Raw genomic sequence first — 22,078 nt, forward strand, 5'->3', positions numbered from 1 at the left:
GCATGCCGCTCGCACCGGCTTGCTTGGGCCAATCCAGTGCATCGGGTAAACTCCCGCATCTTCGAATGCCAGCATAACGATCAGCCTGATGCCGACCACCTTCCACGAGATTCCCCGCGTGCGCCCCGCCACGCCCTTGCTCGACCGCGCCAATACCCCGGTCGAACTGCGCCGTCTCGGCGAAGCGGAGCTCATCACCCTCGCTGACGAGCTGCGCCAGTACCTGCTCTACAGCGTCGGCCAGACCGGTGGGCACTTCGGCGCCGGCCTCGGCGTGATCGAACTGACCATCGCCCTGCACTACGTCTTCGACACCCCGGAAGACCGCCTGGTGTGGGACGTCGGCCACCAGGCCTACCCACACAAGATCCTCACCGGCCGCCGCGAGCGCATGTCCAGCCTGCGCCAGAAGGACGGCCTGGCCGCCTTCCCGCGCCGCTCGGAGAGCGAGTACGACACCTTCGGCGTCGGCCATTCCAGCACCTCCATCAGCGCCGCCCTCGGCATGGCCATCGCCGCGCGGATGCAGGGCTCCAGCCGCAAGTCGCTGGCGGTGATCGGCGACGGCGCGCTGACCGCCGGCATGGCCTTCGAGGCGCTGAACCACGCCTCCGACGTGCAGGCCGACATGCTGGTGATCCTCAACGACAACGACATGTCGATCTCGCGCAATGTCGGCGGCCTGTCCAACTACCTGGCCAAGATCCTCTCCAGCCGCACCTACAGCAGCATGCGCGAGGGCAGCAAGAAGGTGCTGTCGCGCCTGCCCGGCGCCTGGGAGATCGCCCGCCGCACCGAGGAATACGCCAAGGGCATGCTGGTCCCCGGCACCCTGTTCGAGGAACTCGGCTGGAACTACATCGGCCCGATCGACGGCCACGACCTGCCGACCCTGATCAGCACCCTGCGCAACATGCGCGACCTCAAGGGCCCGCAGTTCCTGCACGTGGTGACCAAGAAGGGCAAGGGCTTCGCCCCGGCCGAGGCCGACCCGATCGGCTACCACGCCATCACCAAGCTGGAGCCGGAAGGCACCCCGGCCCACGCCGCGCCGAAGAAGGCCGGCGGGCCGAAGTACTCCAGCGTGTTCGGCCGCTGGCTGTGCGACATGGCCGCCAAGGACCAGCGCCTGGTCGGCATCACCCCGGCGATGAAGGAAGGCTCCGACCTGGTGGCCTTCAGCGAACGCTACCCGGGCCGCTACTTCGACGTGGCGATCGCCGAGCAGCACGCCGTGACCCTCGCCGCCGGCATGGCCTGCGACGGCGCCAAGCCGGTGGTGGCGATCTACTCCACCTTCCTGCAGCGCGGCTACGACCAACTGATCCACGACGTGGCGGTGCAGAACCTCGACGTGCTGTTCGCCATCGACCGCGCCGGCCTGGTCGGCGAGGACGGCCCGACCCACGCCGGCAGCTTCGACCTGTCCTACCTGCGCTGCATCCCCGGCATGCTGGTGATGACCCCCAGCGACGAGAACGAGCTGCGCAAGCTGCTCACCACCGGCTTCCTGTTCCAGGGCCCGGCGGCGGTGCGCTACCCGCGCGGCACCGGCCCGAACGCGACGATCGAGCCGGAGCTGACCCCGCTGGAAATCGGCAAGGGCGTGATCCGCCGCCAGGGCCAGGCCGGCAAGGTGGCCTTCCTGGTGTTCGGCGTGCAGCTGGCCGACGCCCTGCAGGTAGCGGACAGGTTCGATGCCACGGTGGCGGACATGCGCTTCGTCAAGCCGCTGGACGAGGAACTGGTGCGCCAGCTGGCCGCCAGCCACGAGCTGCTGGTGACCATCGAGGAGAACTCCGTGATGGGCGGCGCCGGCAGTGCGGTCAGCGAATTCCTCGCCCGCGAGAACATCCTCAAGCCGGTCCTGCATCTCGGCCTGCCGGACTACTACGTGGAGCACGCCAAGCCGGCGCAGATGCTTGCGGAGTGCGGTCTTGACGCTGCGGGCATCGAGAAGGCGGTGAGCGAGCGACTGGCGCTGCTGAACGGCTGACGCCATACCTCGGCAGGAAGCTTGCCAGCGACGGGCGCACCCCTATAAGGTGCGCCCGTTTTCGTTCGAGGTAACGGGAAGCAGGTGAAAGACCTGCGCTGCCCCCGCAACGGTAACCGACCGCAGGCCACGCGCCTGCCGCGCTCATCAGACGTCACTGTGCCCGAGGGCATGGGAAGGCTTTGAGCGTGGGAGTCGGCAGCCCGGAGACCGCCCTCGACGCGATCCGACAGGTGTTGCGGAGGGCATCACCGTCAAGCGCGGTGCCATTCGTCCGCCTTGTCCACGCCCTCCTCGAAAGTCCACTTTTGAGGAACCATCCATGAAATTCACCCGCCTCGCCCTCGCCATGGGCCTGCTGCCCGGCGTGACCTGCGCCGCCGATGCGGCCACCGACGACGTCTACGCCATGGCACCGCTGGTGGTCACCTCCGGCCGCCAGGCCGAACCGCTGCCCAGGGCCACCGCCGCCACCACCGTCTTCACCCGCAAGGACATCGACCGCCTGCAGCCGCGCAGCGTCGGCGAGCTGCTGGAGCGCGTGCCGGGCGTCACCGTCAGCCGCACCGGCGGCGCCGGCAGCCTGACCAGCGTGCTGATGCGCGGCACCAGCAGCGCGCAGACCCTGGTGCTGGTGGACGGCCAGCGCATCGCCGCAGCCTCCAGCGGCACCAGCAGCCTGGAATTTCTCGACCCGCAGCAGATCGAGCGCATCGAAGTGGTGCGCGGCGCACGCTCGGCGCTGTACGGCTCCGATGCCATCGGCGGGGTCATCCAGATATTCACCCGCAAGGGCGAAGGCGACGGGCTGAAGCCCTACGTGCGCATGGCCGCCGGCAGCGACAGCAGCTTCGAACGCAATGTCGGCCTCTCCGGTGGCGACCAGCAGACCCGCTTCAACCTCGGCGCGTCGATGGACGAAACCGACGGCATCGACGCCACCCGCGACAGCTTCGGCGCCAACGGCGACGATGACGCCTACCGCAACCGCGCGCTGAGCATGAACCTGTCGCACCGCTTCAACGAGCGTCTGGAAGCCGGCATCAGCGCCCTCGACCAGCGCGGCCAGATCGAATACGACGACACCTTCTTCGGCTCGCTGCCGACCGTGGACTTCCAGCTCAGCAGCCTCTCCGCCTACCTCGACGGCAAGATTACCGATGCCTGGAGCAGCCGCCTCAACGTCGGCCACAGCGAGGACAAGCGCGACACCACCGATGACCTCGGCCAGACCGAGCCGAGCCAGTTCAATACCTATCGCGATTCGGCGAGCTGGGTGAATACCCTGGAGCTCGGCGCCGGCCACCAGCTGCTGGTCGGCGCCGACTGGTACGAGGACCGCCTGCACGGCAGCACCGACTTCGTCGAGGACTCGCGCTGGAACCAGGCCGCCTTCATCCAGCACCGCTACGCCGGCGAGGCCTTCTCCACCGAACTCGGCCTGCGCCACGACAAGAACGAGCAGTTCGGCAGCGAGAACACCTGGAACGCCGCGCTGACCCTGCCGCTGAACGACGCCAACGACCTGGTCTTCTCCTACAGCGAAGGCTTCCGCGCGCCGACCTTCAACGACCTGTACTTCCCGCCGTTCTGCGATCCGGACTTCGGCTGCTTCGAAAGCGCCAACCCGAACCTGAAACCGGAGACCTCGAAGAGCTACGAAGTGCAATGGCGCAGCCGCTACAGCGACAAGGGCTCGCTGGAGATGTCGGTGTACCGCACCGACCTCGACGACGCCATCGTCCTCGACCAGAACTTCATCCCGCAGAACATCCAGACCGCGCGGGTCAACGGCTTCGAGGCGGCGCTGCGGCAGGAACTGTTCGGCTGGCAGGGCGCACTCGCCGTCGGCATCATCGACCCGCGCGACCGCGACAGCGGCCACGTACTGCCACGCCGCGCCAAGCGCACGCTTTCCCTGGACCTCGACCGGCCGTTCGGCGACTTCTCGGTGGGTGCCGGCTGGCGCGCCGTCAGCAGCCGCTACGACGACGCCAACAACACCGTGCAGATGGGCGGCTACGGCCTGTTCGGCCTGCGCGGCCAATGGCGCGCCACCGACGAACTGGCGCTGGAGCTGAAGCTCGACAACCTGTTCGACAAGGACTACGCCGAAGCCACCTACAGCACCCCGAACGGCCGCTTCGGCTACAACACCGAAGGCCGCACCGCGCTGTTCGCGGTGACCTGGACGCCGGAGCTCTGACCCTCGGGTCGCGGGCATGGCCCGCTCCTACACCAGGGCCAAGCTCCTGTAGGAGCGGGCCATGCCCGCGACCAACAAGCCCTGCTCCAGCCCCCCCGCGAGAAACGTAGGGTGGATGAGGCTTTTTTCATCCACCGTTGCGGAGCCACATGCGCGGCCATGGTGGATCGGTGGAGCGTGATCCCCCCACACGCGGAGCCGGCAAAACCGTAGGGCGAATGACGCGTCATCCGCCATGAGGAGCATCGGTGGATAACGCTGGCGCGTTATGCACCCTACGGGAGGTCCACTGCAGCGGGGTTACCCCAGCACTCCCGCCATCCGCCCCAGCTCCGCGCAATCCCGCGCGTGCCAGTCGGTGAGCTCCGGCCAGGGATTTTCCGGTAGATGGTCCGGGAGGTTGACCAGCGCCGTGCGGGTGCCGGCGGCGCGGCCGCATTCGAGGTCGAAGCGGTAGTCGCCGACCATCAGCATCCGCGCCGGCTGCACCTGCCATTGCCCGGCCAGACGCAGCAGGCCGTCGCAAGCGGGTTTCGGCTTCGCCTCGCCGCGGCCGAAGATGTCCGCCGTGACGAAACAGTCGCCGATGCCGATGGCCTCCAGGGTCACCAGCGCCAGCTCATGGGCGTTGCGGGTGAGGATGCCGAGCCGGCAGCCGGCCTCGTGCAGCGCGCGCACCAGCTCCACCGCGCCGGGCGCCGCCTTCGACGCCACCGCCAGCTCGCGCTCGTGCTCCAGCAGCCAGGCGTGCTTGGCCGCCGCCTCGTCCTCCGGCAGCGCCGCCAGGTGGCCGAGGATGTCGTCCTCCTGGGGAATGCCCAGAGCGCGCTTGATCGCCGGGAAATCGTGCACGGCGAGGGTCAGGGTGCCGTCCATGTCGAACACCCAGTGGCGAATGTCGGCGAGTCTCACTCCCAGTCCTTGCGGTAGCGGATCAGCCCTTCCTGGGCGGTGGACGCCACCAGCTGGCCGGCGCGGTTGTAGATGCTGCCGCGGGCGAAACCGCGGCCATTGCCGGCCCACGGGCTGTCCATGGCGTACAGCAGCCACTCGTCCGCGCGCAGGTCGCGGTGGAACCAGATGGAGTGGTCGATGCTCGCCACCTGCATGGTTTCCTGCCATACCGAGACGCCATGGGGCAGCATCGAGGTGGTGATGAAATTGAAGTCGGACGAGTAGGCGAGCATGTACTTGTGCAACGCCGGGGCGTCGGGCAGCTTGCCGTTGGCGCGGAACCAGTAGTACTTCACCGGCTCCATCGGCTTCGGATCGTAGGGATCGTCCTGGGTCACCGGGCGTATCTCGATCGGCTTCGGGCACAGCAGCTTGTCGCGGATGCGCTCGGGTACCAGGTCGGCCTGGCGACGGGTCAGCTCGACCTCCGTCGGCAGGTTCTCCGGACCGACCACATCCGGCATCGTGCCCTGGTGCTCGAAGCCCTCCTCGTCGTACTGGAACGAGGCGCTGAGGAAGAAGATCGGCTTGCCCTTCTGGATCGCCGTCACCCGCCGGGTGCTGAAGCTGCCGCCGTCGCGCACGCGGTCGACGTGATAGACCACCGGCATGCCGACGTCGCCGGGACGCAGGAAGTAGCCATGCATGGAATGCACGTGGCGGCTTTCCTCGACGGTCTGGCTCGCCGCCGACAGCGCCTGGCCGATCACCTGGCCGCCGTAGAGCTGGCGGAAGCCGAGGTCCTGGCTGACGCCACGGAACAGGTTTTCCTCGATGGGTTCGAGCCTCAGCAAGGCAACCAGGTCGTCCAGAGTCTTTGTCATGAACACTCCTTGAATTCAGGCTTGATCGGGTGCGCCGCGACGGGGCGCCGGATATGCGGGCAGGCTGGTCAGGCGAGTGTCCCATACCGCGCGGCCGAGGGTGAAATGATACAGGCTGACCAGCGGGTCACCCGCCAGCCCCAGCAACTCGTGCACCGCCGGGTCGAAGTAGCAGCCGATGCCGGTGCCGGAAAGCCCCGCCGCCTCGGCTTCCAGATAGAGCAACTGGCCGATCTGGCCGCACTCCCAGTACAGCCGTGGATAGCACCAGGGCCCCTCGGCCAGCGCGGCGTCGAGATCGGCGAGCATGGCGACCGCCACGCAGCCGTCGCCGGCGATGTCCTGGCCGCAGGAGAGGAAGGCCGACAGCCCGCGCGCATCGCCTTCCAGCAGGCGGTACAGCGGCAGCTCGGCGTCGACCTTCTGCCAGAGGAAATCCTCGCGCAGCCCTCCGGCCGGGCGACCGCTGCGCCCCAGCCAGTAGAGCCCCGGCGCCAGCCCCTGCACGCGGTGGACGAACAGCAGCAGGTCGACCCGCGTCGGCTCGCCGGTGCAGGCGAAGGGCACCGGCGAGTTCGCCGGCAGCAGGCGGCGCAGCCAGGCCAGCAGCAGTTCCGCCAGGATGCCGCTGTGGCCGTCCATGTCCTGGGCGCTGCGGCGCCGATGCAGGATCGGGCGCAGCGGCAGGCCGGGATTATCCACAACCGGTTGCGCGGCCGGCGCCAGCCACGGCCGCGCGGGCAACGCCGGCGCGCGGCAGATTTCGTGCACCCGCTGCAGTTCCGGCCAGTCGCGGTACTGGCGCGACAGCCGGTTCGGCAGGCCGGCCAGTTCCAGCGCCTCCAGCCCGGCCAGCAGGCGCTCCGGCAGAACCGGCTCAGCGAGCCGCGCCGGACCTATCCACAGCAGCGCATCCACCGCCTCGCGCTCGTGGAAACCCTCGCGATCCAGGCCGAACAGCGCATCCAGCCGCACTTCGCCGATGCCACGCAGCAGGCGCACCTCCCAGCCCAGCGCGCTGGCGGCGATGGACAGGCAGGCCAGCGCATGGCCGAGGTCGTGGTTGCAGTAGCGATAGGCGCGCTCGCCGTACTTCCACGCCTCGCGCCAGGCAATGCTGGACAGCGCCAGCAGCACGCCGCCGGCCGGCAGGTCGCCCGCCAGCGCGGCGGGCAGTTCGGCGCGCACTTCCAGCACGTGTTCGTCGGCGCTGTAGTGCGCCAGCACGGCGGACTTGTCCACAGCCCCGGCCGGCAGCAGCAGGTAGGCCTCGGTCGGGTGCAGGTTGCCGCTGGACGGATTGACCCGCAGCGCCCAGCGATTGCCGCCGGCCTCCTTCCAGGCCGACAGGGCGAGGCTGTCGTAGAGCAGCTGCGAGACGGAATGCAGATCGAGCGCGGCCGGCTTGCCCTGCGGTCCGGCGAACACACTGTCGTAGGGCGGCGATTCTTCCTGCGGGCGATGCAGCAGTTCGATCGACCGGCTGCCGGCATAGCGGCGGAACGGCGCCGGCTGGGTCGCCCAGTCCAGCCGCCCCGGTCCGGGAGCGAACTGCTGCGGGCTGTGCATGCTCAGCGCGTGGTAGGCGCGCACCGCGTCTTCAGGTGTCATCGTGCTGCTCCCGCCATTCGTCGCGGCCGATCCGGTAGAGCACATGCCGGCGCAGCGGATGCCCGACCGGCAGGCGCGGATGCTCGAAATCGCCCTGCGCGTCGCGGCGCATCCCCAGCCGCTGCATCAGGCCCTGCGACGGCAGGTTGGCCGGCACGGTGAAGGCCACCACCTCTGCCAGCGCCAGCTCCTCGAAGGCGAAGCGCAAGGCCGCGCGCGCCGCCTCCAGCGCGTAGCCCTGCCGCCAGTGAGCGCGCATCAGCCGCCAGCCGATTTCCACCGCCGGGGTGAAGGCCGCCTCGAAGCTCACCCGCTGCAACCCCAGCACGCCGACGAACGCGCCATCCTCGCGGCGCTCGACTATCCACTGGCCGAAACCCTGCTCGAAGCAATGCACGCGGATGCGCAGGGCCAGCGCATCGCTGTCCGCGCGGCTCATGCATTCGGGGAAATGCCGCATCACCTCGGGGTCGGCATTCAGCGCGGCGAAGGCCGGCAGGTCCTCGTCGCGCCAGCGGCGCAGCAGCAGGCGCGGGGTCTGCAGTTCCTTCATGGCTACACCGCGCTCTGCGCCAGCTGGAAGGACATCGAGTAGCTGAAGCGGCTCGCCGGGTGCACGCCGGTGGTCACCTCGATCACCCGCTCGCGGACGAAATAGGTGCGGATGATCCGCAGCCCCGGCGACCCCGATGGCACTTGCAGCGCCTCGGCGGCCGCGCCCTCGATCAGCACGCCCTGGATCTCCTGCTCGACGCGGCTGACCCTGATGCCGTAGCGCTCCTCGATCAGCGTGTAGACCGGCACGTCCATGGTCGGGGTGATCCCCGGCAGGTCGGCGTAGGCCGCGTCGACGTAGATGTCGACCAGGGAGATCGGCTCGCCGCCATCGTCGGCGCTCAGGCGCGTGCCGCTCAGGTGCAGCCAGTGGCCGCCGGCCGCGCCGCGCAGCAGCTGGGCGTGTTCCGGCCCGGCGGTCAGGTCCTCGCGCCCGGTCAGGTGGAAGCGGGTGCCCTGGGCATAGCGGACCAGGTCGGACAGCGTGTCCATCGACTGGGTGTAACGCGAGGGCGGTCGGCTCGCCACCACCGTGGTGCCGACTCCGGCCTGCCGGGTGACCAGGCCCAGCGCGCAGAGTTTCTGGATCGCCTGGCGCACCGTGTAGCGGCTCAAGCCCCATTTCGCGCAAAGCTCGGCCTCGGTCGGCAGCAGCTCGCCGACCGCCGGCTGGCCGTTGCGGATGTCCTGCATCAGCGTGCGGGCAAGGTCAAGGTGGCGTGGCGCGGGCGCGCTCAACACGTCGTCGTCGAGATTGTCGTGCCGGGTCTTCATGGCGTGGTCGTGGCCTTTCGGAGAGCGATTGGAAGGCTTCCGATGATACAGCGGCAAAAGGGCATTGACATGAATATTCGAATGTTCGAACATTTTATCCAGCGAAGCCCTTCCGGCTTCCGCCCTGGGACCACCAGCCGCCACTCGCAGGAGCCCGCATGTACCCGATCGATTTTCTCTGGCGCTCGGCCGAGCGTTTCCCCCACCGCACCGCGCTGATCGGCGCCAGCGGAACGCTGACCTTCCGCGAACTGGCCGACAGCGTGCTGGCCCGCGCCACGACGCTCACCGCACTCGATCCGCTGCCCGGCAGCCGGGTCGGCATCGCCGCGGCGAACAGCGTGGACCACCTGCTCGCCCTGCTCGCCGTGCTGGCCGCCGGCAAGGTCTGGGTGCCGCTCAACCCGCGCAATGGCGATCCGGAACTGCGCCGCATCGTCGAGTTCGTCGAGCCGAGCCTGGTGCTGGCCGACGAGGCGATGGCCGCGCGGCTGGCCGGCATCCCGGCGCCTCTTGAACTGCTCGACGTGCTGCGCCGGCCGGCCGGCTCGGCGGTGGAAGTGGCGATGGGGCCGCGCTCGCGGGGCGGCGTGTCGCTGGAACGCGCCCAGGCGATCAAGTTCACCGGCGGGACCACCGGCATGCCCAAGGGCGTCATCCAGCCGCTGCGCGCCTGGAACACCAACATCGTCACGCAGATCCACGAACTCGGCCTGACCCCGGACGACCGCTACCTGGTCGCCGCGCCGATCACCCACGGCACCGGCACCTACATGCTGCCGCTGCTCGGCGCCGGCGGCGCGCTGGTGTTCCCCGACGGCAGCGGCCCCGCCGCCCTGCTGGATGCGGCGGCCCGCCACCGGGCGACGATCTTCTTCGCCCCACCGACGCTGATCCAGTCGCTGGCCGAGGAGCAGCGCCACGCACCGCGCGACCTGTCCAGCCTGCGCTATCTGGTGTACGGCGGCGCGCCGATGCGCCCGGAGCAGATCTGCGCCGCCCAGGCGGTGTTCGGCCCGGTGCTCTGCACTTCCTACGGGCAGACCGAGGCGCCGCAGATCATCACCTTCATGCCGCCGCAGGCGATGCACGGCGACAACCTCGCCTCCATCGGCCGCCCCTCGCTGCTGACCCGCGTGGCGATCGTCGATGCCGACGGCAACCCGCTGCCGGCCGGAGAGGAAGGCGAGATCGCGGTGCGCGGCGACCTGGTGATGGGCGGCTACCTGAACGCCGAGGAAGAAACCCGCAAGACCCTGGTCGACGGCTGGCTGCGCACCGGCGACGCCGGGGTGTTCGACGAGCGCGGCTTCCTGTTCCTGCGCGACCGCCTGCGCGACGTGATCATCACCGGCGGCTTCAACGTGTACCCCAGTGACGTCGAGGTGGTGCTGTCCTCGCACCCGGCGGTGGCCGACTGCGCGGTGGTCGGCATCGCCGATCCCAAATGGGGTGAGGCGGTGCACGCGGCGGTGCGCCTGCGCAGCGGCATGCAGGTCAGCGCCGACGAACTGATCGGCCTGGTCAAGCGCGAGCTCGGCTCGGTGAAGACGCCCAAGCACATCCACTTCTTCGACACCCTGCCGCAGAGCGCCGTCGCCAAGGTCCTCAAGCCGGCAGTGCGCGAGGCCATCCTCAGGGCGAGCCAGGCATCATGAGCACTCAAGCCCCCCACTCCCAGCTGTGCAGCCACGGCCCGGACGTCATCCACTACCGCGACGCCAGCCTGGTCGACGACCTGATCGGCAAGGCCGGCTTCGTCGAGGTGTTCCTGCGCCAGACCTTCGGCCGGCAGCCGAATGCCGCCGAACTGGCGATCGTCGACGCGGTGCTGGTGACGCTGATGGAGCACGGCCTGACGCCCAGCGTGATCGCCGCGCGGATGGTCTATTCCAGTTCGCCGGAGAATCTCCAGGCCGGCGTCGCCGCCGGCCTGCTGGCGGTGGCCAGCCGCTTCGTCGGAACCATGGAGCCGGCCGCCGAACTGCTGCGCAAGATAGTCGAGGCGGGTGAACAGGGCGTCGCCGAGGCCCGGCGCATCGCCGCCGACTACCGCAACCGGCGCCAGCCGATTCCCGGCTTCGGCCACCACCTGCACCGGCCGGACGACCCGCGCGCCGTGGCGCTGCTCGACCTGGCCCGCCGCGTCGGCACCTTCGGCCCGCATTGCGAGGCGCTGCAGATGCTGGCCGCCGCCGTCGACGAGGCCGCGGGCCGGCACATCACCATCAACGCCACCGGCGCGGTCGCCGCGCTGCTCGGCGACATCGGCGTGCCGGCGCAGCTGATGCGCGGCTTCGCCGTGCTCAGCCGCGCCGCCGGGCTGGTGGCGCACATCGCCGAGGAACAGCGCGAGCCTTCGGGCCGCTTCATCTGGGACCTGGTCGACCGGGCGATGGCGCCCGGCGAACACCCCGCCGATCATTGAGGACATCCGCCAAGCCCTCATGTGCAGTACCAACCTGACTTGGCCATCGACAACAATAAATTCATGAGGAAACCATCATGAACCAGGCAATTCAGCGTCATCACCACATCACCCTGAGCGTGGGTACTGCCCAGCAGGACTACGACTTCCACACCAGGGTCCTGTCCCTCAAGAGCGTCAAGAAGACCCTGATCTACGACGGTTCCAAGCCCTTCTACCACCTCTACTACGGCAACGACGTGGGCGAGGAAAGCACCCTGCTGACCTGCTTCCCGGTCGCGCACTTCGGCCGCAAGGGCCAGCGCGGCAACGGCCAGATCAACACCATCAGCCTGTCGGTGCCGGTGTCCAGCATCGGCTTCTGGGCCAGGCGCCTGGCCGACCACGGCTTCGAGGTGAAGCGCAGCGAGCGCTTCGGCGAGCAGGTGCTGAGCTTCGCCCACCCCTGCGGCATTCCCTACGAGCTGATCGGCATCGCCGACGACGACCGCAAGCCCTACTCCAACGGCGAAGTCCCCGCCGAACTGGCGATCCGCGGCCTGCACACCATCGTCATCAACGCGCCGGCCATGGAGCCCTCGCAGGAGTTCATGGTCGAGGCCTGGAGCGCCGGCGAAACCGACCGCGACGGCAAGTTCACCCGCTTCCAGTTCGGCGCGGGCGGTTCCGGCCGCTACGTCGACTTCGCCCTGGAAACCCGCCTGCCCCAGGCCAGCTGGTCGTATGGCGAAGGCACCGTGCACCACTGCGCGTTCCAGGTCGCCGACCACCAGGTGCAGGACGCGGTCAAGCGCCGCCTGGAGGGCCTCGGCTTCACCGACACCTCGGAACGCAAGGACCGCGGCTACTTCGAATCGATCTACGTGCGCACCCCGAGCGGCGCGATGTTCGAGGCCACGGTGTCGAAACCGGAAGGTTTCCTGATCGACGAGAGCTACGAGAACCTCGGCTCGGAAATCATGATCGCCCCGCAGTTCAACCATCAGCGCGAGGAAATCCTCGCCTCGCTGGAATCGCTGAAATACGACTGACGGCCCGCGCCTCCGGCCGCCGGCTACGGCGGCCCTGGCCAGGCCCGATCGACAGTTGCGGAGAACTGCCATGGCACTACCCAACCCCCACTTCGAACCGCCCGTCCGGGTCTTCGGCGCCGCGCCGCGCGACGCGCGCCTGGCGGTCATCCTCGTGCACGGCCGCGGCCAGTCGGCGGAGCTGATGCAGCAGTTGGTCGTCGAGCGTTTCGGCCGCGCCGACCTGGCCTGGTTCGCCCCCACGGCGGACAGCGGCAGCTGGTATCCGGAGCGCTTCATCGCGCCGCTGGACGCCAACGAGCCGCGCCTGTCCCAGGCCCTGGAACGCCTCGAACGGCTCTCCGCCGAGCTGGTCGAGCAGGGCTTCCCCTACTCCTCCCAGGTACTGATGGGCTTCTCCCAGGGCGGCTGCCTGTGCTGCGAGTTCGCCTGGCGCAGCGCCAATCGCTACCGCGCGCTGGTGAGCTTCACCGGCGGCCTGATCGGTCCGCCCGGCCTGCCGCGCGACGCCGTCCGCCCGGCGCTGCGCGACCTGCCGGTGCTGCTGTCGAGCTGGGACGACGACCCCCACGTGCCGCCGGAAAGCGTGCAGGAAAGCGCCGCACTGCTGCGCGCCGCCGGCGCCGAGGTGCATCTGCATATCGAGCCGGCCTTCGAGCACGGCATCCGCGACATCGAGATCGGCTACGCGCGCAGCCTGCTGGACGCCGAACCACTGCATCAGGAAACCAGAACATGAGCATCCAGGCCTTCCTTCATGACGAGCCCGCCTCGCGGGTGATCTTCGGCCGCGGCAGCCGCGCGCAGGTCGCCGCCGAACTCGACGCCCTCGGCGCGCGCCGCGCCCTGGTGCTGTCCACCCCGGACCAGACCGCCCTCGGAGAGCGCATCGCCGAACTGCTCGGCGAACGCAGCGCCGGGGTCCATGGCGGCGCGGTGATGCACGTGCCGCTGGAGGCCGCGCGCAAGGCCATCGCGGTGGCCCGCGAGGCTGGCGCCGACGCCTGCGTGGCGGTGGGCGGCGGCTCGACCATCGGCCTGGCCAAGGCCATCGCCCTGGAGTCGTCACTGCCGATCCTGGCCCTGCCAACCACCTACGCCGGTTCGGAAATGACCCCGCTGTACGGCATCACAGCCGACGGCGAGAAGAAGACCGGCCGCGACTGGAAGGTCGCCCCGCGCACGGTGATCTACGACCCCGAGCTGAGCGTCGGCCTGCCGCTGGCGATCAGCGTGAGCAGCGGCATGAACGCCATCGCCCACGCCGCCGAAGCGCTCTACGCGCACAACGCCAGCCCGGTGCACAAGCTGATGGCCGAGGAAGGCATCCGCGCCCTGGCCGCCGCCCTGCCGCAACTGCAGCGCGATCCCGCCGACCTCGACGCCCGCGGCGACGCGCTGTACGGCGCCTGGCTCTGCGGCGCGGTGCTCGGCCGCGTGCAGATGGGCCTGCACCACAAGCTCTGCCACGTGCTCGGCGGCAGCTTCAACCTGCCCCACGCCGAACTGCACACGGTGATCCTGCCCCACGCGCTGGCCTACAACGCCGCGGCCGCGCCGCAGGCGATGCAGGCGCTGGCCCGCGCATTGGGTGGAACGGATGGCATCGCCGCACTGGTCGCCCTCGGCCGCCAGCTGGACGCGCCGCGTTCGCTGCGCGAGATCGGCATGCCCGCCGACGGCCTGGAGCGCGCCGCCGACCTCGCCGTCGCCGCGCCCTACCCCAACCCGCGGCCGCTCGATCGCACGGCGCTGCGCGAGCTGCTGCAGCGCGCCTTCGACGGCGCCGAGCCACGCTGAACGGGAGATGCCGGCATGCTCATCGAATATCGCGCCTACACCCTGCACCTGGGCGCCGAGGAACTCTTCTGGGAAGCCCAGCGCGAACGCGGCGAGGGCCTGCGGCCGATCTTCGAGCGGCTGATCGGTTCTTTCGCCACGCGCAGCGGCCCCACCGACCAGATCGTCAGCCTGTATCGCTACGACAGCTTCGAGGACTGGCACGGGCGGCTCTTCGGCATCTACGGGCAGACCCGGCTGCAGCCGTACTTCCGCGTGATCCGCCCGCTGATCGCGCGCCAGGAGAGCAAGTTCCTGCTCCCCGCGCCGCTGCCCGAGCTGACCCCGCACTGGGGCAACGGCCACGACTGGCTACCGGCCGAGGGCCCGCTGTTCGGCGCCGACAGCCTGGTCGAGCAGACCACCCTGAGCTTCTCCGCCGGCGGCGTGCCGGCCTGCTGGGAGGCCTTCCGCCAGCACGCCCTGGGCGACGACCCGGTGGCGCTGAACGGCGTGTTCGCCGCCTTCAGCTCCATCGCCGGCGCGCTCAACGAGGTGCTGATCCATCGCCGCTTCCCCAGCCTCGCGGCGCTCCAGGAGCACCGCCAGCGCCTGCGCCATTCGCCGGCCTGGACCAGCTTCCTGCGCAGCCTGGCGCCGCTGACCGTCGCCAGCGACGTGCGCCTGCTGGAGCCGTCGCGGGTGGCGGACATGTCACCGCTGTTCGCCGACTAGCCGACCTCTTCAACCGCCATCGCCACCGCCCCGGCCAGCCCCGGGCGGAGGGCCGCGCTCGCCCGAAACGCACCACCACTGCCAGGAGACAACAACAATGAAAGCCTGCACCCTCGCCACTTCCGCCCTGCTGCTCGGCATCCTGAGCGCCGCGCCGCACGCCTCCGCCACCGAGGGCGGCGGCACCGTCTACGCGCCGGGCGTCAACGGCTTCGGCTGCTGCGCCCTGCCGCCGCCGGGCACCTACATGATGGTCGACGTGCAGCACTACCGCGCCGACGACCTCAAGGGCAACGACGGCCGCAGCGTGCCGGTGCCGGGCTTCAAGGTCCGCGCCGACGCCATCGCGCCGCGCTTCATCTGGGTCACCCCGCAGGAACTGCTGGGCGGCACCCTGGCGCTGCACACCATCGTGCCGGTCGTCACCCTCGACGTCTCCGCTGGCGGCCGCTCGCAACGCAACACCGGCGTCGGCGACATCGTCTTCGGTCCGGCCATCGGCTGGCACCACTCGGCGAACCTGCACACCGTGGCGGCCATCGACTTCTTCGCGCCGACCGGCGAGTACGACAAGGACGATCTCGCCAACATCGGCCGCAACTACTGGGCGACCCATCTGGTCGGCGGCATCTCCTGGATCGACGCGAAGGGCTTCAACGCCGACGCCAAGGTGATGTACGGCATCAACGCACGTAACGACGACACCGACTACCGCTCGGGCGATGAATTCATCGTCGATTACGCCGCCGGCTGGGCCTTCGGCAATGGCTGGACGGTGGGTGTCGGCGGCTACTTCTACCAGCAGATCACCGACGACGACCAGGACGGCCATAGCGTCCGCGACAACAAGGGCGCCGCCCGCGCCATCGGCCCCTCGGTGCGCTACGACAGCGGCCAGGGCTGGTTCCTTACCGCCAAGGCATACCAGGAAACCGGCGTGCGCAACCGCGCCGAAGGCGACACGCTGTGGCTGCGCGCGGTCTTCCCGCTCTAGGAGGCAGTAACCATGCATGACGCCGTGACCCTGCTGATCCGCCATCAGGTGATGGCTGAACACCACGACGACTACGAGGCCTGGATTCGCGAAGCCGCCGGCGCCTCCCGGCAGTTCCCCGGACACATGGGCGTGGCGATCATCCGTCCGCATGCTGCGGATGCGCCCTACTCCCTGCTGTTGCGCTTCGACACCCACGAGCACCTGCGGGCCTGGATCGAATCGCCCACCCGCCGGCACCTGGTGGAGCGCGCCCGACCCTGGCTGCAATCCATCGAGGAAGGCGAGATCGAGACCGGGCTGGAATTCTGGTTCACCCCGTCCAGCCTGGCGCCGCTGCGCGCCCGGCCGTTCAAGCAGTTCCTCGTCACCCTCTCGGCGATCTACCCGCTGACCCTGCTGATTCCCTGGGCGCTGCATCCGCTGCAGGCGCACGTCGCCCCGCTGCGCGCGCCCTGGCTGTTCGGCCTGCTGGTGGCGATGGTGCTGGTGTTCGTGATGGTCTACCTGATCATGCCGCGCTACACCCGGCTGGTCGCCAGATGGCTGTTCGAGTAGCCCGGCCGCTCGGGCATACTGCCGGGACCGTTCCGGAGCCCCCAGCATGCCCCTGCCACTGGTCTATCACGACGACTACAGCCCGCCGTTCCCGGAGAACCATCGCTTCCCGATGGAGAAGTTCCGGCTGCTGCGGGATCACCTCGTCGACAGCGGCCTGACCCGCGACGAGGAGCTGGTCCGTCCGCCGCTCTGCCCTGTGGACATCCTCGCCCTGGCCCACGACCGCGGCTACATCGAACGCTACTGCAGCGGCGAGATGAGCCGCGAGGAACTGCGCCGCCTCGGCCTGCCGTGGAGCGAGGCGCTGGCCCGGCGCACCGTGCGCGCGGTGGGCGGCTCGGTGCTCGGCGCGGAACTGGCGCTGCGCCACGGGCTCGCCTGCCACCTCGCCGGCGGTACGCACCACGCGCATTTCGATCACGCCTCCGGCTTCTGCATCTTCAACGATCTGGCGGTGATCGCCCTGCACCTGCTGGCAAGCGGCAAGGCCGGGCGGGTGCTGATCTTCGACTGCGACGTGCACCAGGGCGACGGCACCGCGCGCATCCTCGAAGACGTGCCGGACGCCATCACCGTGTCGCTGCACTGCGAGAAGAACTTCCCGGCGCGCAAGGCGCGCAGCGACTGGGACATCCCGCTGCCGCTGCATCTTGGCGACGCGGATTACCTGCGGGTGGTGGACGAGGCGCTGGACTACCTGCTGCCGCTGTACCAGCCGGACATCGTGCTCTACGACGCCGGGGTCGACGTGCACAGGGACGATGCGCTGGGCTACCTGCACCTGACCGACGCCGGCCTGGCGGCCCGCGACGAGAAGGTCATCCACAAGTGCCTGGCGCGGGACATTCCGGTATTCGGCGTGATCGGCGGCGGCTACGACCGGGACCGCCGGGAGCTGGCGCGGCGCCACGGCATCCTGCATCACAGCGCCCGGCGGGTGTGGAACTCCTTGGGCATGGCCTGATCAGGCGACACGGTAGAGCGGGCTGTCCGTGCGCATCCGCAACTCCAGCCGCTGCGCCTCCCAGCACATGAATTCCCGCGGCGTATAGCCAAGCAGGGCCATGGCGCGGGTCTTGTAGTCGTCGCCGTAGTGCCGCTGGCAGAACAGCAGCACCTGCTCGCCCACCTGGCATCTGAGCAGTTCGTCGGGCTCCAGCCGGCGCACGCCACGGCGGTACCTGGGCCAGAACTCGTCCCACATCATGTGCAGGTAGAGGTTGTGCAGGGCGACCCGCAGGCCGATCTGTTCCAGGCTGTTCTCCTCGAAGCGCAGCCTGGAACGCTCCAGGTTGCGCCGCAGGCGCTCCAGCATGAGGGCCACCGCCTTGTTGAGCATCTGGCGGATTTCCAGCTCCGGCATGTTGCGGATCACCGCCTCCATGCCGTTGAGGCGAACGCGGGTGTGGCGACCCTCCGGTTGCAGCAGCGCCTCGTGGGAGCGCAGGTAGTCTCGGATTTTCATTGGCTTCCGACCTTGCAGGTTTCGATGAAGCCGATACTGAAAGAGCCTTCCCGGGGCGTGTTGTCGGAAAGTCCTGAAAGGCGCGGGTGAAAATCCCCTTGCTGGCCGAACGGTCAAGCCGTTTCTGCGGATTCTGTGCGATCGCCCACGGATGACGCTTTTCTCGCCGATGCGCTGTCCATCCAGCCGCAAATCCGGACGCCGCTGGCGCGCGCGGCTAGGCTAGAATGCGCGCCCTTCCCCTGTCTGTCCGAAGCCGATGAGCCAGTCAACCGCCCCCGCTTCCCGCTCCGCCGTCATCGTCGGCGGCGGCCCCGCCGGCCTGATGGCGGCCGAAGTGCTGGCCCGCGCCGGGGTGCGCGTGACGCTGTACGACGGCATGCCCTCGGTGGGCCGCAAGTTCCTGCTGGCAGGCGTCGGCGGGATGAACATCACCCACTCGGAGCCGCGCGAGCCCTTCGTCGCCCGCTACGGCGCGCGCAGCCGGGAAATCGCCGCGCTGCTGGAGGACTTCGACAGCCCGGCGCTGCGCGAGTGGATCCACGGCCTCGGCATCGAGACCTTCGTCGGCACCTCCGGCCGGGTCTTCCCCCGCGACATGAAGGCTGCGCCGCTGCTGCGCGCCTGGCTGAAGCGCCTGCGCGAAGCCGGCGTGGTCATCCACACCCGCCATCGCTGGCTGGGCTGGAACGCCGACGGCAGCCTGCGGATCGCCAGCCCCGAGGGCATCCAGGCGGTGCAGGCCGATGCGCTGGTGCTCGCCCTGGGCGGCGGCAGCTGGCAGCGCCTCGGCTCGGACGGCGCCTGGGTGCCGCTGCTGGAGCAGCGCGGCATCGAAGTCGCGGCGCTGCGGCCGAGCAACTGCGGCTTCGAGGTCGCCGGCTGGAGCGCATTCTTCCGCGACAAGTTCGCCGGCGCGCCGGTCAAGCCGGTGGCGATGCGCCTGGGCGACGAGCCGGCGCGGCAGGGCGAATTCGTCATCACCGACTGGGGCGTCGAAGGCAGCCTGGTCTACGCGTTGTCGGCGACCATCCGCCAGCGCATCGAATCCGCCGGCGCGGCGACCATCCACCTCGACCTGCTGCCCAACAAGAGCCAGGAGCAGGTTTCCAGGGCCGTGGCCCAGCCACGCGGCTCCAAGTCCATGGCCAACCACCTGCGCGGCCGCCTCGGCCTGGACGGCGTGCGCGCCGGCCTGCTGCGCGAGTTGTCCACGAAGGACGACTACGACGATCCGGCGCGGCTGGCTGCGGCGATCAAGAACCTGCCGCTGACGCTGCTGCGCCCGCGCCCGCTGGACGAGGCGATCAGCAGCGCCGGCGGCGTGCCCTTCGAGGCCATGGACGCGCAACTGATGCTGAAGGCGCTGCCGGGGGTGTTCTGCGCCGGCGAGATGCTCGACTGGGAAGCCCCCACCGGCGGCTACCTGCTCACTGCCTGCTTCGCCAGCGGCCTCGCGGCCGGGCTGGGCGCGCTGGCCTGGCTCTCGCGCTGACCAGGCTTTCCGTTTTTCATTGCCAAGGAGTTTCCCATGCCCACACCACCCTGGTGGCTGTATGTCCTGCCGCTGATCGCCGGAACCTGCCTGCCGCTGCAGGCCGGGATCAACGGCCAGTTGGCCCGGCAGGTGTCCAGCGTGCTGGCCGCGGCGATGATTTCCTTCCTGGTCGGCACCGCCGGCCTGATCGCCCTGACCCTCTGGCAGCGGGAAATCCCCACCTTCGCCGCGCTGCGGGGGCTGAACTGGTGGCACTGGTGCGGCGGCTTCCTCGGCATGTTCTTCATCTTCATCGCCGCCTACTCGGCGCCACGGATCGGCGCGCTGATGTTCATGGTGCTGGTGCTGGCCGGCCAGCTGGGCATGGCGGTGACCCTCGACCACTTCGGCTGGGCGGGCTTCCGCGAGGCGCCGGCGAGCGCGCTGAAGATCGGCGGTCTGGCATTGATCGCCGTTGGCATCTGGATGATCCGCAAGGGCTGAAATCGGGTTCTTCGCGGATTATCGGAGGAAACCCGTAGGGTGGATCACGCTTCATCGATCCACCATGGCCGCGCATGCGGCCCCGTAATGGTGGATGAAAAAAACCTCATCCACCCTACGTTTCTGGCGAATGCATCGTTCATTGGAAACGATGGCAACGGTTTGGTTTCTGGGCAGGAAATTGCCGCATCCGGGCTCGGCCGCTATAGTCGGGACCGGCGTTCTCCACGCCTCCCGTCCGCGGAAAGGGCTGCGCCCAGGTGAATCCACAGCGTATTGCCGATACGACTCCCGGCCACCAGCGGACCAGGCCAGATCAAGGAGATCGTATGTCCGCACCCCGCTACGCCACGTCCTGCACCGACGGCCGCATCAATCTCGACCAGCAGCGCAAGCGCGCGAAGGAACTGTTCCGCGACCTGCTGCGGGACGTTCCGGCCGCCCACGCCATCCTTCTCCAGCACCTCCCCGCCGGCCTGCAGCGCCCGCCGCGCCTGGCCGATGCGCAATGGCTGATCGCCCGCGAGCTGGGTTTCGCCAACTGGCCGAAGCTCAAGGCCCACATCGACGCCATCGACTTCGCCGCGCGCCACCCCGGTTTCGCCGCCGATGACGAGGCGTCCTGCCTGCACCTGCGCTGCGGCAACGACATCGCCCACAACCTGCAGCTGGCCGGCTTCCGCGGCGAGTTCCGCATGTTCGCCGACCCGCTGGTGATGGGTCCGGTGCCGGACGTTGCGCTGGACGAATACCTCACCCTGCGCAGCGATTTCATCAGCCGCTCCTTCGCCATCCCGCCCGCCGATGCCCTGGGCCGCATGGGCGAGGAATACGCCGTGCTCGACGGCCTCGCCGCACGGCCGCAGGTGGTGCTCTGGTGCGAGGCGGATGCCTATGACCAACTGTTCCTGATCCGCGTGCTGGCCAGCCTGGAGCATCTGCCGCAGCGGCTGGAGCTGATCGAAGTGGACCGGGTGCCCGGCGTCGAGCGCTTCATCGGCATCGGCCAACTGGCGCCGGATCTGCTGGCCTGGCTCTGGCCGCAACGCCGCGCGCTGGACGAGGACGCCCTGCGACTGGCGCGGCGCGCCTGGTCCGCCTATTGCAATCCATCGCCACGGGACTGGGCGGAACTGGCGCAGCAGCCGACGCCCGCCCTGCCGCTGCTCGGCCCGGCACTGCGCCGCCAGTTGCAGGAGCTGCCATCCCTGCGCGACGGCCTGTCGCTGACCGAGCGCCTCGCCCTGCAGGCACTCCGCGACAGCGAGGGCCTGACCTTCGGTCGCGTGTTCGCCGAACTGATGAGCCACCGCGAACCGCTGCCCTATCTCGGCGACCTGATGTTCCATGCCCTGCTGCGCCCGCTGATCGACTCCTCGACGCCGCTGCTGCGCGAGCACGACGTCCACCTGCCCTGGCCGCAGCGGCCGCTGGAACTGACCGGACTCGGCCGGCAGGTGCTGGGCGGCGAGCGCTACTGGCTGGATCAGGATGCGCCGGAGCGCTGGGTGGGCGGCGTGCGCCTGCGTGCCGGACAGCCGCACTGGGCGCTGGACGACGGCTTGCGCCCGGTGTGGAAAGACTGATCGTCGAAACAACGCGCAATCTGCCGGCAACATCACTATGATTGCGCGCCTTTCCGCAGCTCCACCACGAACACCGCCATGAAGAAAATGCTGGTCGCCGATGCCGACGTCGAACGTCTGGAAACCTGGGCGAAATACACCTCGGGCCTGTGCCGCGATTGCCACGCCACCTGCTGCACCCTGCCGGTGGAAGTGCGTATCGGCGACCTGATCCGCATCGGCGTGGTCGACGAGTTCGAGCGCGAGGAACCGCCGAAGCACGTCGCCAAGCGCCTGCTCAAGGAAGGCGTGATCGAGCGCTTCAACCAGAAGAGCGGCATCTTCACCCTGACCCGCACCAGCAACGGCGACTGCCTCTATCTCGACCGCAAGTCGCGGCTGTGCACCATCTACCAGAAACGCCCGGACACCTGCCGCAACCACCCGCAGATCGGCCCGCGGCCGGGGTATTGCGCGTATCGCAAGAAAGCCGGCTGACGCTGTCATGGCGGATAACGCTGGCGCGTTATTCGTCCTACGCGCCTCGCCGCCCGACGTAGGGCGCATGACGCCTCAGGCGTCATCCGCCGCCAGCCCGGCGGGATCGATGAAACATCCC

The 22,078-nt window shown here is 69.3% G+C and carries 21 protein-coding genes and 1 riboswitch; of the genes, 15 read left to right on the top strand and 6 right to left on the bottom strand.

Annotated elements, in window-relative coordinates:
• Positions 1-88: 88 nt before the first annotated feature.
• Both dxs and BLR75_RS21905 read left to right on the top strand, forming a co-directional pair.
• Positions 89-1,996: a 1-deoxy-D-xylulose-5-phosphate synthase gene (gene dxs, locus BLR75_RS21900; RefSeq protein ID WP_084313305.1), complete on the top strand. Its 1,908-nt coding sequence runs from the start codon at positions 89-91 to the stop codon at positions 1,994-1,996.
• A gap of 30 nt (positions 1,997-2,026) precedes the next feature.
• Positions 2,027-2,228, top strand: a riboswitch (cobalamin riboswitch).
• Positions 2,229-2,318: 90 nt separating this feature from the next.
• Complete coding sequence (locus BLR75_RS21905) at positions 2,319-4,202, top strand: TonB-dependent receptor domain-containing protein (RefSeq protein WP_084313306.1); 1,884 nt, start codon at positions 2,319-2,321, stop codon at positions 4,200-4,202.
• Positions 4,203-4,502: 300 nt separating this feature from the next.
• Here BLR75_RS21905 and BLR75_RS21915 read toward each other — a convergent pair whose 3' ends face one another.
• The 5 genes from BLR75_RS21915 to BLR75_RS21935 are packed head-to-tail and all read right to left on the bottom strand — an operon-like array spanning position 4,503 to position 8,920.
• Positions 4,503-5,114: an HAD family hydrolase gene (locus tag BLR75_RS21915; RefSeq protein WP_084313308.1), complete on the bottom strand. Its 612-nt coding sequence runs from the start codon at positions 5,112-5,114 to the stop codon at positions 4,503-4,505.
• The gene (tesB, locus tag BLR75_RS21920) at positions 5,111-5,980 is read right to left on the bottom strand and encodes an acyl-CoA thioesterase II (protein WP_084313309.1); all 870 of its coding nucleotides are present in this window, start codon (positions 5,978-5,980) and stop codon (positions 5,111-5,113) included. The genes BLR75_RS21915 and tesB overlap by 4 nt, the downstream gene beginning before the upstream one ends.
• 15 nt (positions 5,981-5,995) lie before the next feature.
• Positions 5,996-7,591 (bottom strand): nitroreductase family protein, encoded by a 1,596-nt coding sequence (locus tag BLR75_RS21925; RefSeq protein ID WP_084313310.1) that lies wholly within the window; start codon positions 7,589-7,591, stop codon positions 5,996-5,998.
• Positions 7,581-8,144, bottom strand: a complete 564-nt coding sequence (locus BLR75_RS21930; RefSeq protein ID WP_084313311.1) for a GNAT family N-acetyltransferase — start codon at positions 8,142-8,144, stop codon at positions 7,581-7,583. Before BLR75_RS21930 ends, BLR75_RS21925 begins: the two co-directional genes overlap by 11 nt.
• A gap of 2 nt (positions 8,145-8,146) precedes the next feature.
• The gene (locus BLR75_RS21935) at positions 8,147-8,920 is read right to left on the bottom strand and encodes a GntR family transcriptional regulator (RefSeq protein ID WP_084313312.1); all 774 of its coding nucleotides are present in this window, start codon (positions 8,918-8,920) and stop codon (positions 8,147-8,149) included.
• Between the two features lie 158 nt (positions 8,921-9,078).
• Here BLR75_RS21935 and BLR75_RS21940 point away from each other — a divergent pair, with 158 nt between their 5' ends.
• The 9 genes from BLR75_RS21940 (at position 9,079) to BLR75_RS21980 (ending at position 17,412) form a co-directional block, all read left to right on the top strand.
• Positions 9,079-10,578 (top strand): class I adenylate-forming enzyme family protein, encoded by a 1,500-nt coding sequence (locus BLR75_RS21940; RefSeq protein WP_084313313.1) that lies wholly within the window; start codon positions 9,079-9,081, stop codon positions 10,576-10,578.
• A complete protein-coding gene (locus tag BLR75_RS21945) occupies positions 10,575-11,348 on the top strand; it encodes a citryl-CoA lyase (protein ID WP_084313314.1) in 774 nt (257 codons plus the stop codon). The genes BLR75_RS21940 and BLR75_RS21945 overlap by 4 nt, the downstream gene beginning before the upstream one ends.
• Before the next feature lie 77 nt (positions 11,349-11,425).
• A complete protein-coding gene (locus BLR75_RS21950) occupies positions 11,426-12,379 on the top strand; it encodes a VOC family protein (protein WP_084313315.1) in 954 nt (317 codons plus the stop codon).
• Between the two features lie 70 nt (positions 12,380-12,449).
• Positions 12,450-13,118, top strand: coding sequence for an alpha/beta hydrolase (locus BLR75_RS21955; RefSeq protein WP_084313316.1), 669 nt, complete (start codon positions 12,450-12,452; stop codon positions 13,116-13,118).
• Entirely contained in the window at positions 13,115-14,179 is a 1,065-nt protein-coding gene (locus BLR75_RS21960; RefSeq protein ID WP_084313317.1) for a maleylacetate reductase, read from the top strand. Before BLR75_RS21955 ends, BLR75_RS21960 begins: the two co-directional genes overlap by 4 nt.
• A 15-nt stretch (positions 14,180-14,194) precedes the next feature.
• Complete coding sequence (locus tag BLR75_RS21965; protein ID WP_084313318.1) at positions 14,195-14,893, top strand: NIPSNAP family protein; 699 nt, start codon at positions 14,195-14,197, stop codon at positions 14,891-14,893.
• A gap of 97 nt (positions 14,894-14,990) precedes the next feature.
• Entirely contained in the window at positions 14,991-15,887 is an 897-nt protein-coding gene (locus BLR75_RS21970; protein ID WP_084313319.1) for a SphA family protein, read from the top strand.
• 12 nt (positions 15,888-15,899) lie between these two features.
• Complete coding sequence (locus BLR75_RS21975) at positions 15,900-16,445, top strand: antibiotic biosynthesis monooxygenase (protein WP_084313320.1); 546 nt, start codon at positions 15,900-15,902, stop codon at positions 16,443-16,445.
• Positions 16,446-16,491: 46 nt separating this feature from the next.
• Positions 16,492-17,412 (top strand): histone deacetylase family protein, encoded by a 921-nt coding sequence (locus BLR75_RS21980; RefSeq protein ID WP_084313321.1) that lies wholly within the window; start codon positions 16,492-16,494, stop codon positions 17,410-17,412.
• Here the strand turns inward: BLR75_RS21980 and BLR75_RS21985 are convergent, their stop codons facing one another.
• Positions 17,413-17,913 carry a hypothetical protein gene (locus BLR75_RS21985; protein WP_084313322.1) on the bottom strand — a complete coding sequence of 167 codons (501 nt, stop codon included), beginning with the start codon at positions 17,911-17,913 and terminating at the stop codon, positions 17,413-17,415.
• A gap of 259 nt (positions 17,914-18,172) precedes the next feature.
• On the opposite strand from BLR75_RS21985, the gene BLR75_RS21990 reads away from it, so the two are divergent.
• From BLR75_RS21990 to BLR75_RS22005, 4 genes are all read left to right on the top strand, one after another.
• Positions 18,173-19,408 (top strand): TIGR03862 family flavoprotein, encoded by a 1,236-nt coding sequence (locus BLR75_RS21990; RefSeq protein ID WP_084313323.1) that lies wholly within the window; start codon positions 18,173-18,175, stop codon positions 19,406-19,408.
• Between the two features lie 36 nt (positions 19,409-19,444).
• Entirely contained in the window at positions 19,445-19,894 is a 450-nt protein-coding gene (locus tag BLR75_RS21995; RefSeq protein WP_084313324.1) for a DMT family transporter, read from the top strand.
• 329 nt (positions 19,895-20,223) lie between these two features.
• Positions 20,224-21,480 (top strand): DUF1835 domain-containing protein, encoded by a 1,257-nt coding sequence (locus BLR75_RS22000; RefSeq protein WP_084313325.1) that lies wholly within the window; start codon positions 20,224-20,226, stop codon positions 21,478-21,480.
• A 78-nt stretch (positions 21,481-21,558) separates the two neighbouring features.
• Entirely contained in the window at positions 21,559-21,957 is a 399-nt protein-coding gene (locus BLR75_RS22005; protein WP_084313326.1) for a YkgJ family cysteine cluster protein, read from the top strand.
• Positions 21,958-22,078: the final 121 nt, after the last annotated feature.

This window comes from Pseudomonas jinjuensis (assembly GCF_900103845.1).
GTDB lineage: Bacteria > Pseudomonadota > Gammaproteobacteria > Pseudomonadales > Pseudomonadaceae > Pseudomonas > Pseudomonas jinjuensis.

Bases quoted from the DNA above. Each gene is read 5' to 3' on its own strand.
- BLR75_RS21940 (WP_084313313.1), top strand. From the start codon at position 9,079: ATGTACCCGATCGATTTTCTCTGGCGCTCGGCCGAGCGTTTCCCCCAC.
- BLR75_RS21930 (WP_084313311.1), bottom strand. From the start codon at position 8,144: ATGAAGGAACTGCAGACCCCGCGCCTGCTGCTGCGCCGCTGGCGCGAC.
- BLR75_RS21980 (WP_084313321.1), top strand. From the start codon at position 16,492: ATGCCCCTGCCACTGGTCTATCACGACGACTACAGCCCGCCGTTCCCG.
- BLR75_RS21905 (WP_084313306.1), top strand. From the start codon at position 2,319: ATGAAATTCACCCGCCTCGCCCTCGCCATGGGCCTGCTGCCCGGCGTG.
- BLR75_RS22000 (WP_084313325.1), top strand. From the start codon at position 20,224: ATGTCCGCACCCCGCTACGCCACGTCCTGCACCGACGGCCGCATCAAT.
- BLR75_RS21945 (WP_084313314.1), top strand. From the start codon at position 10,575: ATGAGCACTCAAGCCCCCCACTCCCAGCTGTGCAGCCACGGCCCGGAC.
- BLR75_RS21995 (WP_084313324.1), top strand. From the start codon at position 19,445: ATGCCCACACCACCCTGGTGGCTGTATGTCCTGCCGCTGATCGCCGGA.
- BLR75_RS21990 (WP_084313323.1), top strand. From the start codon at position 18,173: ATGAGCCAGTCAACCGCCCCCGCTTCCCGCTCCGCCGTCATCGTCGGC.
- BLR75_RS21925 (WP_084313310.1), bottom strand. From the start codon at position 7,591: ATGACACCTGAAGACGCGGTGCGCGCCTACCACGCGCTGAGCATGCAC.
- BLR75_RS21950 (WP_084313315.1), top strand. From the start codon at position 11,426: ATGAACCAGGCAATTCAGCGTCATCACCACATCACCCTGAGCGTGGGT.
- BLR75_RS21960 (WP_084313317.1), top strand. From the start codon at position 13,115: ATGAGCATCCAGGCCTTCCTTCATGACGAGCCCGCCTCGCGGGTGATC.
- BLR75_RS21965 (WP_084313318.1), top strand. From the start codon at position 14,195: ATGCTCATCGAATATCGCGCCTACACCCTGCACCTGGGCGCCGAGGAA.
- tesB (WP_084313309.1), bottom strand. From the start codon at position 5,980: ATGACAAAGACTCTGGACGACCTGGTTGCCTTGCTGAGGCTCGAACCC.
- dxs (WP_084313305.1), top strand. From the start codon at position 89: ATGCCGACCACCTTCCACGAGATTCCCCGCGTGCGCCCCGCCACGCCC.
- BLR75_RS21975 (WP_084313320.1), top strand. From the start codon at position 15,900: ATGCATGACGCCGTGACCCTGCTGATCCGCCATCAGGTGATGGCTGAA.
- BLR75_RS21935 (WP_084313312.1), bottom strand. From the start codon at position 8,920: ATGAAGACCCGGCACGACAATCTCGACGACGACGTGTTGAGCGCGCCC.
- BLR75_RS22005 (WP_084313326.1), top strand. From the start codon at position 21,559: ATGAAGAAAATGCTGGTCGCCGATGCCGACGTCGAACGTCTGGAAACC.
- BLR75_RS21985 (WP_084313322.1), bottom strand. From the start codon at position 17,913: ATGAAAATCCGAGACTACCTGCGCTCCCACGAGGCGCTGCTGCAACCG.
- BLR75_RS21970 (WP_084313319.1), top strand. From the start codon at position 14,991: ATGAAAGCCTGCACCCTCGCCACTTCCGCCCTGCTGCTCGGCATCCTG.
- BLR75_RS21955 (WP_084313316.1), top strand. From the start codon at position 12,450: ATGGCACTACCCAACCCCCACTTCGAACCGCCCGTCCGGGTCTTCGGC.